Below are 17,110 nucleotides of genomic sequence, written 5' to 3' on the forward strand. Positions count from 1 at the left end.
ATGAACGCGCGTAACGATCGATGTGGCAGGCTGTCATACAAATGCACAACACGTCCGACCTTCAGGAAATCGTCGACGAGATCGCCGCCACGCTCGGGGCGTCCGCGACGCTGGAGGACCGCTCGTTCCGGCTGCTCGCCTACGGCGCCCAGCACGGCGACATCGACACGGTCCGCCAGGAGTCGATCCTGCGCCGGCGCGCCACCGGCGAGGTGCGCGACTACTTCGAACGCTACGGCATCGCCAGGGCCGGCGGCCCGGTCCGGATCCCGGCCGACGCCGAGCTCAAGGTGCTGGCCCGGGTCTGCTGGCCGCTGCGCCACGGCGAGGTCACCTACGGCTACCTGTGGCTGCTGGACTCCGGCAGCCTCGCCGACGAGGCGCTGCGCCGCGTCGCGCCGCTGGTCGCCAGGGCCGCCGCGGCACTGGCCCAGGAGGCCAGGAGCCGCCAGGACCTCGGCCGCGGCCTGCTCGCCCTGCTCTCCGCCGACCCCGAGGAACGCGCCGCGGCCTCCATCGAGGTCCCCGGCCCGGTCACCGCGGTCGCCGTGCGCGAGTCCAGCGAGCGCGTGGCCGCCCTCTGGACGCTCCCGCGCGGCGTGCTGGCCCGCACCGGCTCGCCCGTCGCCCTGCTGGCCCCCGCCCACCTGGCCGGAGAGGTCGCCCAGACCCTGCAGAGCGCGTACGGCACCGCCGCCGGCATCGGCGCCCCCAGGAACGACCCGGCCGAGGCGTGGCAGAGCTGGCGCGAGGCCCGCCAGGCGCTGCGCATCGCCGAGCACTTCCCCCGGCACGCCCCCATCGCCCGCTGGCAGGACCTGGGCGTGCACCGCCTGCTGGCCCGCCTCGGCCGCGCCGACCTGCGCGAGCTGGCCGCCGAGACCGCCGCCCTCGACGCCGAGCTGGCCCAGACGCTGGAGGCCTACCTCGACCTCGGCGGCCACGCCCAGAAGACGGCCGCCGAGCTGGGCGTCCACCGCCAGACCCTCTACTACCGCCTGGGCAAGGCCGAACGCCTCCTGCACCGGGACCTGTCCGACGGCGACGACCGGCTGACCGTGCACCTCGGGCTGAAGGCGGCCAGGCTGCTGCCTCAGGACGGCCGGTAGACCTTCACCCAGTCCACGTACATCGACACCGTCGCGGGGGTGGCGGAGTCGCGGCAGCGCGGCTCGCACACCACGTCGTTCTGCAGCGCCAGGCCCATGCGGTCGCCGCCGGGCACGTACGGGCCGCGGTAGTCCCACACCTTCCCGCCGTCCAGCCAGAACGTCAGCCGGCCGGGCAGCCAGTCCACGGCGGCGGTGTGCCAGCGGGTGAAGTCGGCCCGCAGCTGCCGTTGCGCCCGCCCGTGCCCGCCGTGCACGAAGATGCCGCCGCCCTGCCGGCGCGGGTCCACGATCTCGGCGAAGTCGACCTCGGCGTAGCCGTCGCCCTCGCTCTGGGAGGTGGGCCACAGCAGCGCGACCGGCGTGTAGCCGCTGCCCGCCTCGGCCCTGAACCGCACCTCCCACCTGCCGTAGCGCTGGGTGAGCCGGGTGGCCACGCCGCCGGACAGGTCCTTGCCGCCGTACCGGCCGCCCTTGAGGCGCAGCATGCCGTCCGCGACCGTGGCGGCCCGGCCGGTACGGGGGTTACGGGCGGCGTCCGGCGAGTGGTGCACCATCCACCTGCTCGTGTCGACCGAGGAGCCGTCGAAGTTCTCGACGAGGACGGGCGCGCCCCACCTCGACGTCTCCGCCTGTGCGCTCTGGGGGAGCAGGGCGAGGGCCGTGATCAGCGCCGCCGCCGCCCGCTTTGAACCGCGAGTAAGCATGCGGACCATCGAAGCAAAGATCTCACTCTGGTAACAAGGGCCCCTTCCGGACAGGCTGGGCGCCGCCCAGCATCGCCCTGGTCAGCTCCTCGCGGTCGCGCGTCATCTCCGCCAGCGCCGCCGACAGGTGCTCCTGGCTCAGCGCCTCGGCCCGGCCGCCGGAGCGCAGCGCCTCCAGCACGGCCCTGCGCAGCAGTTCCTTGAAGAACGAGGCGGTCATCCCGTCCGTGCCGGCCACCAGCGGCTCCAGGTCGATGCCCGCCAGCAGGTCGCCGCCGTACAGGCGCAGCAGCGCGGCCCGCAGGCGCGCGTCCGGCCGCGGCACCTCCACGGCCAGGTCCACCCGGCCGGGCCGGTCGGCCAGCGCCTGCTCCAGCACCTCGGCGCGGTTCGTGGTGAGCACGAAGGTGACGTCGGCGTCCGCGCCGACGCCGTCCATGGCGTCGAACAGGGTGAACAGCAGCGGGCTGCCCTCCTCGGAGAAGCGGCGGTCGCGCGCGACGAGGTCGACGTCCTCGACGACCACGATGGCCGGCTGCAGGCGCCTGGCCAGGGCGGCCGCCTCGGAGACGAATCGCAGTCCCGTACCGGCCATGACCACGACCGTCACGCCGGGCATGCGGCCCATCAGGTAGCGGACGGTGTGCGTCTTGCCGGTGCCGGGCGGGCCGTGCAGCAGCAGGCCGCGCTTGAGGTGCTGGCCGCGGGCGCGCAGCACGTCGGCGTGCCTGGCGATGCCGACGACGTGCCGCTCGATCGTCTCCAGCACCCCTTCGGGCAGGATCACCTGCTCGGGGTCGATCGACGGCCGGGGCAGGAACGTCACCAGCTGGTTGCCCCGGTGCTCGGAGACGCCGAAGGTGAGGATCTGGCCGCGCAGCACGTCGTGGTCGCGCATCAGCCGTTCGATCTCCTGGCCGGCGGCGGTCGCGGCCGGGCGGGAGGCCCCGATCAGCTCCACCCGGCAGTCGTCCCTGCCGAACCGCTCGACCGCGCCGCGCACGCCGAGCACGAGCGGCTCGCCGCCGGGCGCGTGCGTCAGGGCCAGCCCGAACGAGACCACCTCGGCCGTCTCCTCCGGGCCGACGGACACGGTGGCGTAGTCGACGGCGCCGACGCCGACCATCTCGGCGCGGGCGGACATGGCGATGACGTCGATGCTGTCGGCGTGCTCGCGTCCGGTCCCGGACACGCCGAACCACTCGGCCCCGCCCCGGGCCTCCAGGTACGCGTCGACGCCCCGCTGGAGGCTCGCGTGCTCCCAGTTCTTGAAGCTGCGCGTGACGCAGATCAGGTCCTCCAGCCCGCAGCCGAGGTGCGCGGTCACCCGGCGCACCAGCTCGGCGGGGGGCTGGGACTCGTCGATCAGGGTGTGGGCGTCCTGCAGGAGCCGCCGCAGCGCGTGTGCCAGCGAACGTGCCTCACTGATCTCCATGGGCGCCACCCTGGCACACCGGGCCACGCCTGGGAACGGCGAGAGGCGGACGGCTTCCGCCGCCCGCCTCTCACACGGTCTCGCACGGTCTTGCGCGGTCTCCGTCAGGCGCAGGCCGACTCGTAGACGCGGACCAGTTCCTGGCTCACGCGCTCCCAGGAGTAGCGCGAGCGCGCCCGGTCGGCGCCGGCGTACCCGAGCGCGGTGCGCAGCGTCGGGTCGCACAGGATCTCGCGGGCCAGCCGCGCGGTGCGCGCCGGCCGGTCCGGCGGGACCAGCAGGCCGGTCACGCCGTCGATCACGGAGTCGAGGTGGGCGCCCACGGCCGAGGCGATCACCGGCACGCCGCAGGCCATGGCCTCCAGCGCGACGACGCCCGTCGCGGCCTCGCGCGGCACCGACACCACGGCGTCCGCGCTGCGCATCAGCTTCGGCACCGAGGCCCGCTTGACCTGCCCCAGCAGCGTCACCCGGTCCGCGACGCCGAGCTGCTCGGCCAGGGCGCGCAACCGGCGCGCGTCCCTGTCGTCGTCCAGGTCCTCGGGCTCGGGGCCGCCGGCGATGACCAGCTCGACGTCCGTCAGCCCCTGCAGCGCCCGCACCGCCGTGTACGCCCCGCGCTCGGGGGACAGCGGGCCGACGTGCAGCAGCCGCTTGCGGGCGCCCTTGGTGGCGATCGCCCCGCGCCGCTGGAAACGCTCGGTGTCCACGCCGTGCGGCACGATCGCGATGTTCCCGCGCGGCACGCCCAGCCTGATCAACGCCGACTCCTCGTCGCCCGAGCCGGCGATGACCGCCTTGGCCCGGCGTCCGAGCGCCCGCTCCAGTTTCTGGTGCGCGGCGTCCACGGTGTGGAAGGTCTGCATGACCGGCACGTCCAAGCCCTTGGCGCCCGCCACGGCGGCGAGCCCTCCGGTCCAGGAGTGGGCGTGGATCACGTCCGGGCGCTCCTGGTTCCACCGCTTCATCAGATGCTCGCCCACGTCGTTCAGGTACGGCACGACGTCGTCGGGCGACAGGTTCTTGGCCGGGCCCACGTCGATCTGCTCCAGAGTGACTCCCGGGGCCACCCGCGTCTTGGGCTTGCCCTCGGCGTCGTCACGGCGGGAGTAGATGGTGACGTGGTGTTCGCGGCCCAGCTCGCGCGCTACGGAGAGGATACGGTGGCGCTGGTTTCCCTTGGCGGACGCGACGATCGCAATATTCATGGCACACCTCAGCGTGGAAAAGCCTTCAAGGTGTGCCTGCGTCTTAGGCACGTTGTTCTACGGAAAGACAATACCCATGTTTAGCCGGATCGCAAACCCCCGCACATCAGACACCCTTGAGCGCCAGGACGACGATCTCGTCCCACACCTGGCCGCCCGAGAAGGCGTGCCGGTCGGCCTCCACCGCCTTGACCACGGTCGCCGGTGACTGGCCCGCGCAACGGCCCAGCACGTCGGCCAGCCGCTCCTCGCCGTACGGCTCGCCGGCGTCGTTCCTGGAGGAGATCAGGCCCTCGGAGTAGAGAACCAGCGTCTCCCCGACGGAGACGGTCAGCTCCTGCACGCCCGTCTCGGCCTCGGGGGAGATGCCCATCGGCACGCCGCCGCCCGCCGCGAAGCGCACGTTGCCGTCGGGCTGCAGCAGCGCCGCCGGATGGTGACCGGCCGAGGAGAGCTGGATCGTCCGGCCCTTGACGAACCCCACCACGGCCATCACGAACATGCCCGTGCCCTGCGCCACCAGAGCCTCGTTGACCTTGCGCATCACCAGGTCGGGATGGGACTCCCAGGTGCTGAGCACCCGCAGCCCGCCGCGCACCATGGCGCTGACCGAGGCCGCCTCCTCGCCCTTGCCCGCCGCGCCGCCCAGGGCGAACCCCCAGCCGCCCGCGACCGGGAACACGTCGTAGAACTCCGCGCCCACCGACGCGCCCGGATGGTAGACCGCCGACGCCTCGTAACCGGGCACGTCGGGCAGGTTGCGCGGCGCCACGCTGGCCGACAGCGCGTCGGCGGCCCGCGAACGGCTCTGGAAGCTCGACTGGGCGCGTACGGCCAGGCCGAGCTGCATCCCCACGTCCTGCAGCACACCGAGGTCGGCCAGCGAGAACGGCGGCCGGTCGTGCGTGCGCACCAGCGTCAGCACCCCGTCGGACTGCCCGATCGGCACCGACAGCAGCGAGCCGGCGCCCATCGCGGTCAGCAGCGGCCCCTCGGCGGTGAAGCCGAGCAGCGACTCGTCGTCGACCATCTCGTGCACCACGCCCGAGCCGCGCTCCAGCACCTGCATCACCACCTGGCTGCCGGCCGGGTCGGCCGACTCCACCTGCCGCACCAGGTCGCCCAGCGGATGGTTCTTCGGCGCAACCACCACAGAACGCCGCGGCAGCCCGTCGCGCACCAGGTCGGCGATCACCCAGTCGGCCCACTCGGCCGCCAGCAGGCGGGTGGTGCGCGGCATCGCCACCGGGCGCAGCAGCGCCTCCTCGTCCAGCAGCAGCCCGCCGACCCTGGCCAGCAGGTCCTGCCGTTTGGAGGCGGCCAGCAGCAGCGCCCCGTCGGACTGCTCGGGCCGCCGCGCCCCCGGCTCGGGGAGCTGCACCTCGGTCGGCAGCGCCACGGCCGCCACCATCTGCTGCGGCTCGCCCGGCATCGTCACCCGCGTCAGCGCCAGCTGCACGGTGTGCGTCCGCCCCTGGTGCGCCAGCCGCGTCTCGAACGCCGACGGCTGCCCGGTCTGCAGCACCGAGTTCAGGTGCGAGCGGAACGCCGCCCGCCTGGAGACGTCGACCAGCAGCGGGAACGACCGCCCGACCAGGTAGCCGTCGGGGCTGCCGAGCACCCGCGAGGTCTCCGGGTTGATCCGCCGGACCACCCCGCCGCCGTCGAGCACGATCACCGGCACCGGGAAGGCCCGGAACACCTGGCGCAGCAGCTTCAGCTCCCGCTGGGTGCCGTCCTTCTTGCTCGCGGCGCGCTTGGGCGCCTTGCGCAGCGCCTCGCGCGCCTCGGCGAGCAACTCGGCGGCGGTGTCCAGTTCGGCGAGGGCGGCGTCGAGCGTGGGCGCGAGGTCGGTAGGGTAGGCGGTCCTCGCCTCACGCAAGGACGACACGCGTCCCGCCAGCGCGTCCAGAGCGTGTTCGAGGTCCGGCATGGTCATCCTTTGACGCTACGCCACCGGGGATAACGGTAGCCATAAGGGGTAGGGGCTTCTTGCTATGGAATCGACGGCGATGATCACTCCCGGGCTCGCCCGAGACCTGGCGGCGCTGGGGCGGCTGGGTGAGGACACCTCCACGGAGAGCGTGTTGCGCGGCCTGACCACGGCGCTGGCGGCCGGAGTGCCCGGGTGCTCGGGCGGCTCGGCCGAACACTGGCGCGACCAGCGGGTGCTGGTCTCCGGCTCGCACAGCGAGCTGATCATGCTGGTCGAGGGCGAACGCGAACTCGGTGAAGGACCGTCCCTGGAGGCCCGCCAGAGCGGCGCCCGCGCGAGCGTGAGCGACGTGCTGAGCGACAGCCGGTGGCCCCGCTACAACGCACTGGCGACCCGCTGGGGGGTGCGTTCGGTACTGATCGTGCCCATCGAGGTGGCGCCGGCGCAGCTCATCGTCGGACTCTACTCCGTGCGCCCGGGTGCCTTCTCCCCGCAGGCCGCCCACTCGCTGGCCGACATGCTGACCGAGCAGGTCGGGGTGGCCATGGCGAACATGTGGGAGTTCGAGGAGGTGCGCACCGACGCCGCCCAGCTGCAGGAGGCCCTGGCCGGCCGGTCGGTCATCGACCAGGCCAAGGGCATCATCATGCAGACCAGCGGATGCACGGCCGAGGCCGCCTTCGAGGAGCTGCGCAGGATCTCGCAGCACCATCAGGTCAAGGTGGCCGATCTGGCCAGGCTTCTGGTGGAGGAGCACCAGCGCAAGTCGACGCGTCGCTCATAGGGCCTCAGCCGATGGCGGCCAGGGCGTCGTCGAGCGTGTCGTACAGCGGCAGGCGCTGCGCCAGCCCGGTGATCCACATCACCTTCGACTTGGAGTACTCCACGCCCACCAGGGCGAACCGCGCACCCGACGACAGGCTGGTCTGCCAGTGATGGACGATCAGCCCGAGCGCTCGCGAATCCATGAACGTCACCCCGGCCAGATCGAGTATCAGGTCGGCTCCGGCCAGCGACAGGTAGTCGGCGAACTGCTCACGCGTCGTGGCGTCGAGCACACCGTCGACCTTGACGACGGTGATCTCGCCGACGGGCGATGACGTCAGGCTCAGGGCGGCCACGGGCCCCTCGCCGTTTTCGGGCATTGTCACGAAGCAACCCTACTGTCACCACGCGACCGAGGAATACTTCCCGCGGCAGGGGGGAGACTGGGACCGAAGTCCAGCAGAGGGCTTCCGTCTCGAGAGTAGAGCGAGGCGTGCCTCTGCCTGGGCTTTTCTGCTGGCGGAGGCCGCCCTGCGACCCATATGAGGAGCAGCGATGGCTGTGCAGGAGTACGTCCTCGAGGAGATGACCGCGGAAGAACTCCTGGCTGAGATGGTCAGGGAAGACACACCCGACAGCCACAGGGAACGGCTGCGCGAGCGCATCGTGGAGATGCACCGGCCGCTGGCCATGGAAATCGCCAGGCGTTACCGTTACCGGGGCGAACCTTTGGAGGACCTCCTCCAGGCCGCGTACGTCGGCCTGATGAAGGCCGTCAACGGCTTCGACCCGACCCTCGGCCACGCCTTCAGGGGCTACGCGGTCGTCACGATGACCGGTGAGGTCAAGCGGCACTTCCGCGACCGCACCTGGGCCATCCGGGTGCCGCGTCTCTACCAGGAGCGACGGTCCGAGCTCAACCGGCTCGTCGCCGACCTCAGCCAGGACCTCGGCAGGTCCCCGACCGTGGCCGAGCTGGCCGCGAAGATGAACATCTCGGAGGAGGACGTCCTGCTCACCCTCGACGCCTCGGCCGCGTACAGCACGCTGTCGCTCGACGCGCCGCTCGGCACCGACGACGACGCGGCCTCGCTCGGCGACGTCATCCCCGAGGACGACGACACGCTGAGCACCATGGTCGACCGCGAGGCCGTCAAGCCGCTCATCGACGCGCTGCCCAGCCGCGAGAAGCACATCCTGCTGCTGCGCTTCTTCGGCAACATGACGCAGGCCGAGATCGCCGCCGAGTTCGGCATCTCGCAGATGCACGTCTCACGGATTCTCCGTAAGGTACTCGACCAGCTCCGCAGTGAGCTACTGGTCGGTTAGCCGCTGGCCGGCTGCTGAGAGAAAGGCGAGTCGCCGGGTGAACGAGGACGTCGAGCCTCAGTCGGGCTACACGAGCCCGCCACCCGGCGTGCCCGTGAAGGAGCTGCGCTTCCGCCTGCCGGACCTGCCGGAGGTCCGGCAGTTCGCCGAGGACGAGGCCCGCGCCGTGGGGATGCCCGAGGAGGCGGTCGGCGACTTCGTCATCGCGGTCAACGAGGTGGCGACCAATGCGGTCACGCACGGGGCCGACCGGGCCGCCATGCGGACCTGGGTGATCAGCGGGGACCTGGTGGTCGAGGTGCACGACGAGGGCTTCTGGAAGCCGGGGCCGCTGCCGGGGGCGGTGGGGGGCATGGGGTTGTGGGTGGCGCGGCTGCTGTCCTCTGATTTCACGTTGAGGGTGGGCAGCGGGGGGAGCACGGTGATCATGAGGTTTCCCGGTAAGGGGTGACCCTCGGGAAGGCCTGCTTCGGGAAAGCCTGCGTCGGCGCCTGGCCCGGTGTGGTGGGCCTGTCTTCCTGGCCCGGTGTGGTGGCCTGTCTTCGTCGATCTCGACGTCGGCTCTTCTTCACCCGTCCGGGCCCCGTCCGGCCCCGTCCGGACCCCCGTCCGGACCCCGTCCGGACCCCGTCCGGGCCCCGTCCGGGCCCCTGCGTCCTCGGCGAGGCGCCCCGATTTTTCTGGATATTTAGCGCTATTTAGTTCTTTGTGTGGTGTTTCGGGTGGGAGGCCGGTTGGCCTCCCACCCGGACAGCGTGCTCAGCTGCTGCTCAGCGGCTGGTCGGTAGCCTGCTCAGCGGCGGCTGCGGCCGCGCCAGTGGCCGGTCCCGCCGCGGATGCCCGCCGTGCCGACGCCTGCCTGGTGCAGGGCCAGCAAGGTCAGCCCCAGCAGGACGAACGTCATGCCGGAGATCCCGCCGATCTTCACGCCCACGAGGTCGAGCAGGAAGCCCAACCCGAAGATGATCGCCGCGACGACTGCGAGCATGTCGATCACCTCCTCGTTTCGGGGGTCAGATTGTGCGTGGACAGCGCGAGCAACTGCTCCAGGACGTTGCGGTAGTCGCGGAACGCCTGCCGCAGGTCCTCGGTGTCGGGGGAGTCGACGTCCTTCCAGCGTTCGCGCAGCGCGCCGGTACGGCTGGTGAGGGAGTTGGTCAGCGACTCCACCACCTCGCCGACCAGGCCGTCAGCACGCTGGATCGCCTCGGCGGGGTCGTCCACGAAGGACGCCTGGACGTCGCGCCAGCGGGCCTGTACCTCGGCGGGGTCCTGGTCGAACAGGGCGACCTCCCGAGGGGCCGCGTGCGAGGGAACGTCATCGACCGGAGCACCTTCGACGTGAGCACCTTCGACGTGAGCACCCTCGACGTGAGCACCTTCGACGGGCGCTCCCTGGACGGGCGCCCCGTCAAGAGGAGCCCCCTCGACTGGCCGCCTGCCCTCGCCGAGCTCACTGTCGGTGAGGTCGTTGTCGGCGCGACGGCTGTCGGTGAGACCGCCATCGGTCGTCAGCCTGTCGCGGGCCGCCCCAGCAGGGGTTACGTCGTCGCGCGCCAAGTCGTCGTCGTCCCGCCCGCCATGAACCAGGACGTCGTCCTGAGCTCGCCCGTCATGGGCCGTCTCGTCGTGGGGACGGTCGCCGCGCGCCGGCCTGTCGTCGGACCGGTCGCCGTGGACGAGCACGTCGTCCGGCCGGTCGCTGTGGACCAGCACGTCGTCGGACCGGTCGCTGTGGACCAGCACGTCGTCGGACCGGTCGTCGTGGTGTGCCCCGGGTCCGGACAGCGCGTCCCGAGAGGTCGCGTGGCCGGGCGTCTCGTCGGTGAGGACGTCGGCGTGCGCGGGGTCGGGGGAGTGGTGGTCGGGGTCGGGGTTGGGGGAGCGGTGGTCGGGGCCGTGTCCCAGAGGGCCCTCGCGGTGCGGCTCGGTCGGCAGGTCGCCGGGGGCGCCGGTGCTCGCGTAAGGGTCCTTGTAGGGCTGCTCGTCGTCATGGTCCCGGTGGGGGGCCGTGGGGTCGTACCCGTGGCTCGCGGGGGTGCGACCGGCGTCGTCCGGGTAGCCGCCGTCGTGCCGCCCGGTGGTGTCGTCGTAACGGTCGCCGGTCCCGTCGGTGAGGTCCCGGTGCTCGTCGTCCCTGGCGGCCTCGTCCGACCGCTGCGACGGGACCTTGAGCTCGTCCTCACTTCTCCTGCTGCTGCTCATCTACGTTCACCGCCCTCGCGTGGTCTCGTGCAGCAGTTCCTCGAACAACGCGCGGTAATGAACCATGGCCTGCCGGAGCTCCTCGGTCGAGGCTTCCTTCCTGGCCGCCCGCCCGCTGATCTCGTGGGCCTTCCGGTAGTGGTCGAGAGTGGCCGCGTGCCCGACCGACAGATCGGACAGCCGCTGCTCGAAGTCGTCCGTGGGGTAGCCGCGGTCCGCCATCACCGAGGTGACGAGCTGGTCCGCCTCGGTCACCGCGAATCCGGGGGCGTCGACGAAACGCTCCTGGACCTCGGTCCACCGGTTGGCGTACGCGTCGCGCGTCTCCTCCGGCAGCGGCCGGATGTCGAGCTCGGAATGGCGCTGCTCGCGGGCGATGAGCTCCCGCTCGGCCTCACGCCGGTTTTCACTCTCGGCCACCGTACGCTCGTACTCAGGGCCGAAACGTTCGCGGAGACGGCTGCGGCGTTGCTGCTGTAGCACGACATAGCCCACTGCGGCGAGCGCCACCACCGCGACCACGACGACGGCCACCCAGATCAAGGTGGTCATTGATGTTCGCCTCCGGTCTCTGTAATGAGACCTGCGACTGCCCACGATCAAGGCCGTCGAAACTCGCGTGCTCAGTGAGCTGCAAGCCCTTTCCTGGCGGCCTCCAGCACCGTCGCGACGTGCGAGCCCGCCGGTGACGCCGGAACCTCACTGAACCCCTCAGCCGCGTCGTACCGGACGTCGAGCCCCGCGTCCACGAGCCGCTGCGCCCACCGCAGCGCCGTGTTCAACCGCTCCGCCGCCGGCGGCTTCCCCTGCGCCGCCGCCGACAGGTTCCGCAGGTTGGTGGCCGGCCCGGACTGCGCGTGCACGCGCGCCAGCTTCCACGGTACGGCGGCACTGTGGTCGAGCATCGGCTTGGCCAGCCCGGCGGCCCGCTTGGCCTGGAGCACCCCCGACTCGGACACCCCGAAATGAGCGGCCAGCTCCTGCACGCTCATCCCGCCGGCCACCAGCCGCGCCAGCTCCGCCCGATCAACGCTCGGCCTCCGCCCCACCACGCCCTCCGCTCCCGCATTCCGTGTACGCGCCTACCTCTGATGTGCGCTAAGGTTATGACGTCCCGCCCCGCAGGGGGCGGCCGACACAACCGGGACGTAGCGCAGCTTGGTAGCGCACTTGACTGGGGGTCAAGGGGTCGCAGGTTCAAATCCTGTCGTCCCGACGGTTGCGAAAGGCCGATAGACGTGGGCATAGGCCCACGTCTATCGGCCTTTTCTCGTGTCTCGATCTTGACCGGCGCTTCCCTAGGCAACTCGCAGCTGGGGACCATTTGGGGACCACGTCCCCGCCATGTGCGCGCTGAGGGCATCTCCGGCCTCAGCGATGGCGCTGAGGTCTGGATGAAGGTAGCGCTGTGTAGTCGTCAGAGACCCGTGGCCGGCGATCTTGCGAAGGACATGGACGGGGACCCCGGCGTCGGCCATCCTGTGCCTGCCGAAAATTCTGTCCATGCAGGTCAAGCGGCATGTGAGTATTCGTGGAGGACGCCGCCGAGCCGGGCTCTTCTACATATGTTCAGGTCGGTGATTCGCTCGGGGACCCTGATCGGGTCCGGGGCGGGACGCAGCAGGGCGGATTGGTTCAGGGCTTGGTGGGCCCGGTGCTGGTTGTAAAACCGTTCGTACTCCCGCAAGGCATGCCGCAGGTGGCGTTCGTTCCAGATCAGGCACCGGTCGAGAAGCTCGTGACGGCACGACTGCACCCACCGCTCCATGATCGAGTTTATCCGCGGCATCCGGATACCGGTGAGCACTGTCTTGATGTCGGCCTCGGCGAGAATCGCATCCATTAGGGCCGGGAACTTCCCATCCCTGTCTCTGATCAGAAACCGCGCTCTGCGGCCCGCATCGTCCAGGTCCATCACCAGATTCTTGATCGCCTGGGTGACCCAGCTTGCGTTCGGGTGCGCGGTGGTGCCGAGCACACGGATGCGCCTGGTGGCGTGCTCGATCACCGCCAGGATGTACTGGCGCTGTCCGTTGAGGGTGATGGTCTCGATGAAATCGGCAGCCAGCAGGGCGTCGGTTTGCGAGCGCAGGAAGCCGGCCCATGTGGTGGAGGCTCGTTCGGGTGCCGGATCGAGACCGGTCTGCTTGAGGATTTCCCACACGGTGGACGGCGTGACCTTGATGCCGAGTGTGGTGAGCTCGCCGTGCACCCGCCGGTAGCCCCAGCCGGGGTTCTCCCGGACCAGGCGCAGGACGAGAGTGCGGATGGACTGGACGGTGGGCGGGCGCCCACGTCGCTTCGTCCGGCAGGTACGGGCATGACGCCGTCGCATCAGATCGCGATGCCAGCGCAGGACGGTGTCCGCTTGGATGAGCAGCCGCAGCCGACGCAGAACCTCCCGGGGCAGCGAGGTCAGGAGCGCGGCCAGGAAGACTCGGTCCTCGGGTGCGAATCACCCGGGTGTCGGCGCCGAGTTGGCGTTCGAGGAGGGTGATCTGGTGACGCAGGGCGAGGATCTCCACGGCCTTGTCTCGATCGCCCATGGGCAGCAAGCGCAGCGCGGCGAACGTGTTCGTGACGGTCATATAGGCCAGGCGAAGCAGCACAGCGGATCATCCTGCCGTACCCGCTTCCGACTCCCGGGTGACCGGATTTCGCGTGCGCCATGCGAAGCAATGACCGGGGCGGATGTAGTTATCGGCAGGCGCAGGCTCCAGTACGGGTTCTAGGCACGGCGGGGACGCCGCCACCGTTCGCCGGCGAGCATGCAGCGGACGTCCCAGTGGCGATTGTGCTTCCCGTCGATCAGTTTGCGGAGGGCCGTGGATGAGCCGAGCGCCAGCAACGCCGACCGTGCACGACCAGGCCTGTGGCGAAGATCGCTGAGCTGTCCTTCGCCAGCGCTGACCGGACCGGGACGTGATCCACAACTTCAACACCGACGGCTTGGACCGGCTCCAGCCTGTGGCACCCCGGCGCCAGCCAACCGGGCACCGGCGAGCGCTCCTGACTGCAGCCCCCGCTCGCCCTGGCCCGCCGACGGAGCGCAAGGTCGTCACAGCTGTCGGGCACGTGGCCGGATGAGGCCATGGCACGAAGACATTTACCGCAGTCCCTCTTGGGGGCTGACGGGACGGAAGGGGTGGGCCTTGCGTAATCTGCCCCCTTGTGGCGGGCCGTGGTTGGGTCGCTTAGGCGCGGATGTGCGGTTTCGCGTTCGAGGTAGGCAAGAGCGCGCGATGGCTGCGGATTGGCTGCCGAGCGGAGCAGGGATGTAATGGATGGTCCTCAATGAGAATGTGAGCTCCACTCTGATTGTTTCGGTCCAACCTGACAGGTTGTGATCATTGTGAGCGCAGTGAGGATCTCTTAACGTCAGCGGGTGGGCTTCCCAGGCCCCGGCAAGGAGGCTCAACGGTGGGGTTTCCACGAGCAGACCGCACGAGCGTTACCGCAGCTCGAGAAGGCTGGGTTCGATCCCTGGCTCCTGCGGATCGCCGGGCTCTGCCAAGTTGGTCTGCGAGTGCGCTCACCCGACATCGATGTGCTCATACCGCCGGCGCCCTCCCCGGGCGGGCAGGAGGGCCAGGCCACAGCCCCACAGGTGTTCTTTGGACCACCGCCGGTGCCCAGGAGCTCAGAGCCCGCCGGGCGCCGGAATGACTTCATCGTTCCCGCTCTTGCAGCGGTGGGGCCGCCACCGTCCGGCAGACCCCGACCTGCCCTGTCCCGCACCGTGCGACCGTTGCAGGACGACGCCGACGCCGGACGCCCTGCCCGTCCCTTGCGGTCGGCGCTCGGGTCGCACCTCCCTCGCCTGACCCGCGACAAGAGCCGGCCGCACGCCCACCCGGCTGACCGGCCCAGCCCCTGACCGGGATCGACACGATCCGGCACCACACCCCCCGCCCATCCAGGCATCACCATCGGCGCCATCGACGACCCAAGCCTGGCTGGGCTGCACTGAGGACCTCTCCCCAAGTCGAAGGGAGCGGTCCGAGGCGACATCCGCAAGTGATCATTCGCGCAGCGCGACCCGCCACCTGTTGGCCGGGCGCCGGGAGTACGCCATCCGTGATGGCGTGCTGCGCTGCATCGACGCGTCGAGGAAGGCGAAGAAGTCAATGGCGTTTCCAATTGCTGCAACGACCACTGGACTTGCCTACACCGCCAACGGTGACCGCACGGTGTCGATGATCGACACCGCGACGGGCACCACTACTGCCACCGTTCGGACTGCTGCTTTCGGTTGGGCCAGTCCCTATGACGTCGCGGTCAGCCCGGACGGCACCCGCGCCTACGCCACCAACCCCGACTACTCCTCCGTGTCCGTGATCGACACGGCGACCAACACGATCACCGCCACGGTCACAGCGCCTGGCACAAGGATCGCCGTCTCTCCCAGCGGCGCGAAGGTGTATGTCACCGGCCAGGGTACGGGTGCCCGGGTGATCGACACCGCGACCAACGTCAGCGCTGACATGCCGGGTGGTGATGGGCAGGACATCGTCGTCTCTCCCGACGGCAGCCGCGTCTACGTCTCCCACTACGTTGATCGCAGGGTGTCGGTGATCGACACGGCGACCAGCAACGTCATCGCCACCGTGCCCACAACCGGTGGCTGCCAAGGATTGGCGGTGCACCCCGACGGCAGCCGGGTGTACGTGGCCGACGACGCAGCCCAAATGGTGTCCGTCATCAACACCGCCACCAACACGATCAGCCGCTCCATCAGTGTGGGATGGCCTCCTTTCAGTGTGGCGGTCACCCCCGACGGAGCGGGCGTCTACGTCGGGCTCGACGACGGCCCGGTGACATTGATCGACTCCGCCGGCAACCGCGTCATGGCCACCATCCCGGTCGAGGAGTCACCGCTGGTGGCGGTCTCCCCGGACGGCAGGTTCGTATATGTTCCCCACTATTCGGCCCACACGATGTCGGTGATCGACGTGTCCACGAACAAGGTGACCGGCACGGTCCCGGTTGGCCGCAACCCGCGCAACGTCGCGTTCGGCCCGGCGGTTCCCCTCAGGACCGACACGTCCACTGTGGCCAAGGGCGCGCCCCTCAAGGTGCGCTACTCCACGACGCTCGGCAATGTCAGCCGTACGAACTGGGTCGGCATCTATCCCGATGACGGCGGCGCGACCATAGGGAAGAAGAACTCCTTCACCTGGGCGTACGCGCCCAACGCCGCCGGCACCGTCACCCTGGACACCGGCAGCGTGCCCGGACCAGGCCGATACGCGGCCTGGTACCTGTACAACGACGGCTACAGCACCGTGGCCGGCCCGCTCACTTTCACCGTGACCTGAGCCCGCGACCACGCGAGGGCCTCGGGCGAGCTGCCACCCAGGCCCTGGGCGATGCAGAGGGCGGCCAGGACCCGGTCGGCTTCCCGGGTGTCGGCCGGCGCACGATGGGCGTCGCCCAGGGCCAGCCACGAGTGGCTGCGTCGCCAGGTCACCAGGTCACCAGGTCACCAGGGCCTGCGTCAGCCAGGCCCAGCGCCCATTACCTGATCGTCCTCACCAGCGGTCCGATGCTGCGCGCCGCCGTCGGCTCGGTCCCATACCTGGCGCTGATCGCCCTGTTCAGCCTGGGGGGCGCCACCGCCGTACGGAACTCCGTGCGCGGCGGGTACTCGCGCCGAGGAATGGATTGACAGGCCGCCGGCGCAGGGCCGCGAAGACGCCTGGCGGCCGGGCGTACCTCGGGTGGCCTCCCGCCCGCCGAGCGGGGGATCTGCCGCCGGTGGTGCAACGATCGATGCTGCGGCCGGCCCGAACATGCCGCCCGGGCCGTGCTTCAGGAAAAGACGACGGAGCGCAGCAGCAGGCGGTCCGAAGCGCCGGCGCCAGGTCGCAGACTGTAGAAGACATCCCCCTCGCAGCCGGCTTCGAGGAAGACCGTGGCGGTTGAGTCGGTCCGGTTCTTCGGCGCGTAGGCGGGCGAGGTGCCGTCAGAGCCGGCTCCCTGGATGTCGATGCAGGTCCCGCTTCGGGGGTTGTTGATGAAGCCGACCACGTCGTACCCGTCGGCGGTGAGGTAGGAGTAGCGGAACTGGCCCATGGCGGCTGAGGCGGAGGCGGGAACCGCCAGAACCAGCATCAGGGCGCCGCCGGCGGCAGCCACAGCAGAGTGCAGACGCATGAGTGCCTTTCGAAGCAGTGCGATGACGTTCTGTAACTATTTACTCACGATCAGTTATTGATGTCGAGTGGCGCCTCGCCCGCGGCGGCGCCGGTCGGCTGGGGCCGGCCGGGCAAGATGTAATCCGGCCGCCATGAGAAAGGGGTGCCTTGACTGACGTGGCGCTCGCGAACGCAGCGCGCTACGGCTGGACTGAAGTTGACGAGATCCCGTCTGGTCACCGAGATCAGGCGGGATCGCGTCGTTTCAGGGATTCCTAC

At 70.4% G+C, this 17,110-nt stretch carries 16 protein-coding genes and 1 tRNA gene; 6 read left to right on the forward strand and 11 right to left on the reverse strand.

Annotation, left to right across the window (positions count from 1 at the left end):
* Nucleotides 1-41 precede the first annotated feature (41 nt).
* Nucleotides 42-1,109, forward strand: coding sequence for a PucR family transcriptional regulator (locus ACFYYW_RS00695; RefSeq protein WP_387643402.1), 1,068 nt, complete (start codon nucleotides 42-44; stop codon nucleotides 1,107-1,109).
* Here ACFYYW_RS00695 and ACFYYW_RS00700 read toward each other — a convergent pair.
* The 4 genes from ACFYYW_RS00700 to ACFYYW_RS00715 form a co-directional block, all read right to left on the reverse strand.
* A complete protein-coding gene (locus ACFYYW_RS00700; RefSeq protein WP_387643404.1) occupies nucleotides 1,094-1,816 on the reverse strand; it encodes a glycoside hydrolase family 16 protein in 723 nt (240 codons plus the stop codon). The genes ACFYYW_RS00695 and ACFYYW_RS00700 overlap by 16 nt on opposite strands.
* Nucleotides 1,817-1,838: 22 nt before the next feature.
* On the reverse strand, nucleotides 1,839-3,251 hold the full coding sequence (locus ACFYYW_RS00705; protein ID WP_387643406.1) for an AAA family ATPase: 1,413 nt from the start codon (nucleotides 3,249-3,251) through the stop codon (nucleotides 1,839-1,841).
* Nucleotides 3,252-3,355: 104 nt separating this feature from the next.
* Nucleotides 3,356-4,459 (reverse strand): glycosyltransferase, encoded by a 1,104-nt coding sequence (locus ACFYYW_RS00710; RefSeq protein ID WP_352329166.1) that lies wholly within the window; start codon nucleotides 4,457-4,459, stop codon nucleotides 3,356-3,358.
* A 106-nt stretch (nucleotides 4,460-4,565) separates the two neighbouring features.
* Nucleotides 4,566-6,398 (reverse strand): SpoIIE family protein phosphatase, encoded by a 1,833-nt coding sequence (locus ACFYYW_RS00715; RefSeq protein WP_364390590.1) that lies wholly within the window; start codon nucleotides 6,396-6,398, stop codon nucleotides 4,566-4,568.
* Nucleotides 6,399-6,471: 73 nt separating this feature from the next.
* Between ACFYYW_RS00715 and ACFYYW_RS00720 the strand changes: the two genes are divergently transcribed.
* Nucleotides 6,472-7,179, forward strand: a complete 708-nt coding sequence (locus ACFYYW_RS00720) for a GAF and ANTAR domain-containing protein (protein ID WP_352330969.1) — start codon at nucleotides 6,472-6,474, stop codon at nucleotides 7,177-7,179.
* Nucleotides 7,180-7,183: 4 nt separating this feature from the next.
* Here ACFYYW_RS00720 and ACFYYW_RS00725 read toward each other — a convergent pair whose 3' ends face one another.
* Nucleotides 7,184-7,540: an STAS domain-containing protein gene (locus tag ACFYYW_RS00725; protein WP_352330975.1), complete on the reverse strand. Its 357-nt coding sequence runs from the start codon at nucleotides 7,538-7,540 to the stop codon at nucleotides 7,184-7,186.
* A gap of 175 nt (nucleotides 7,541-7,715) precedes the next feature.
* On the opposite strand from ACFYYW_RS00725, the gene ACFYYW_RS00730 reads away from it, so the two are divergent.
* The gene (locus ACFYYW_RS00730; RefSeq protein ID WP_352330971.1) at nucleotides 7,716-8,489 is read left to right on the forward strand and encodes a SigB/SigF/SigG family RNA polymerase sigma factor; all 774 of its coding nucleotides are present in this window, start codon (nucleotides 7,716-7,718) and stop codon (nucleotides 8,487-8,489) included.
* A gap of 37 nt (nucleotides 8,490-8,526) precedes the next feature.
* On the forward strand, nucleotides 8,527-8,940 hold the full coding sequence (locus ACFYYW_RS00735; RefSeq protein ID WP_352330973.1) for an ATP-binding protein: 414 nt from the start codon (nucleotides 8,527-8,529) through the stop codon (nucleotides 8,938-8,940).
* A 342-nt stretch (nucleotides 8,941-9,282) separates the two neighbouring features.
* On the opposite strand, the gene ACFYYW_RS00740 is transcribed toward ACFYYW_RS00735, so the two are convergent.
* From ACFYYW_RS00740 to ACFYYW_RS00755, 4 genes are all read right to left on the reverse strand, one after another.
* Complete coding sequence (locus ACFYYW_RS00740) at nucleotides 9,283-9,477, reverse strand: hypothetical protein (RefSeq protein ID WP_352327439.1); 195 nt, start codon at nucleotides 9,475-9,477, stop codon at nucleotides 9,283-9,285.
* A 5-nt stretch (nucleotides 9,478-9,482) separates the two neighbouring features.
* Nucleotides 9,483-10,694 (reverse strand): hypothetical protein, encoded by a 1,212-nt coding sequence (locus ACFYYW_RS00745; RefSeq protein WP_387643410.1) that lies wholly within the window; start codon nucleotides 10,692-10,694, stop codon nucleotides 9,483-9,485.
* 6 nt (nucleotides 10,695-10,700) lie between these two features.
* Nucleotides 10,701-11,246: a hypothetical protein gene (locus ACFYYW_RS00750; RefSeq protein WP_352327437.1), complete on the reverse strand. Its 546-nt coding sequence runs from the start codon at nucleotides 11,244-11,246 to the stop codon at nucleotides 10,701-10,703.
* A gap of 71 nt (nucleotides 11,247-11,317) precedes the next feature.
* Nucleotides 11,318-11,746: a hypothetical protein gene (locus ACFYYW_RS00755; protein ID WP_352358106.1), complete on the reverse strand. Its 429-nt coding sequence runs from the start codon at nucleotides 11,744-11,746 to the stop codon at nucleotides 11,318-11,320.
* A 90-nt stretch (nucleotides 11,747-11,836) separates the two neighbouring features.
* Between ACFYYW_RS00755 and ACFYYW_RS00760 the strand changes: the two genes are divergently transcribed.
* Nucleotides 11,837-11,910 (forward strand) — tRNA-Pro (locus tag ACFYYW_RS00760).
* 294 nt (nucleotides 11,911-12,204) lie between these two features.
* Here ACFYYW_RS00760 and ACFYYW_RS00765 read toward each other — a convergent pair.
* Entirely contained in the window at nucleotides 12,205-13,029 is an 825-nt protein-coding gene (locus ACFYYW_RS00765) for an integrase core domain-containing protein (protein ID WP_387643413.1), read from the reverse strand.
* 1,750 nt (nucleotides 13,030-14,779) lie between these two features.
* On the opposite strand from ACFYYW_RS00765, the gene ACFYYW_RS00770 reads away from it, so the two are divergent.
* Nucleotides 14,780-16,012, forward strand: coding sequence for a hypothetical protein (locus ACFYYW_RS00770; RefSeq protein ID WP_387643415.1), 1,233 nt, complete (start codon nucleotides 14,780-14,782; stop codon nucleotides 16,010-16,012).
* A 493-nt stretch (nucleotides 16,013-16,505) separates the two neighbouring features.
* Here ACFYYW_RS00770 and ACFYYW_RS00775 read toward each other — a convergent pair whose 3' ends face one another.
* Complete coding sequence (locus ACFYYW_RS00775; RefSeq protein ID WP_387643417.1) at nucleotides 16,506-16,850, reverse strand: hypothetical protein; 345 nt, start codon at nucleotides 16,848-16,850, stop codon at nucleotides 16,506-16,508.
* Between the last annotated feature and the right edge of the window lie 260 nt (nucleotides 16,851-17,110).

Origin of the sequence: Nonomuraea sp. NPDC001831 (assembly GCF_042892035.1) — a bacterium.
Lineage (GTDB): Bacteria > Actinomycetota > Actinomycetes > Streptosporangiales > Streptosporangiaceae > Nonomuraea.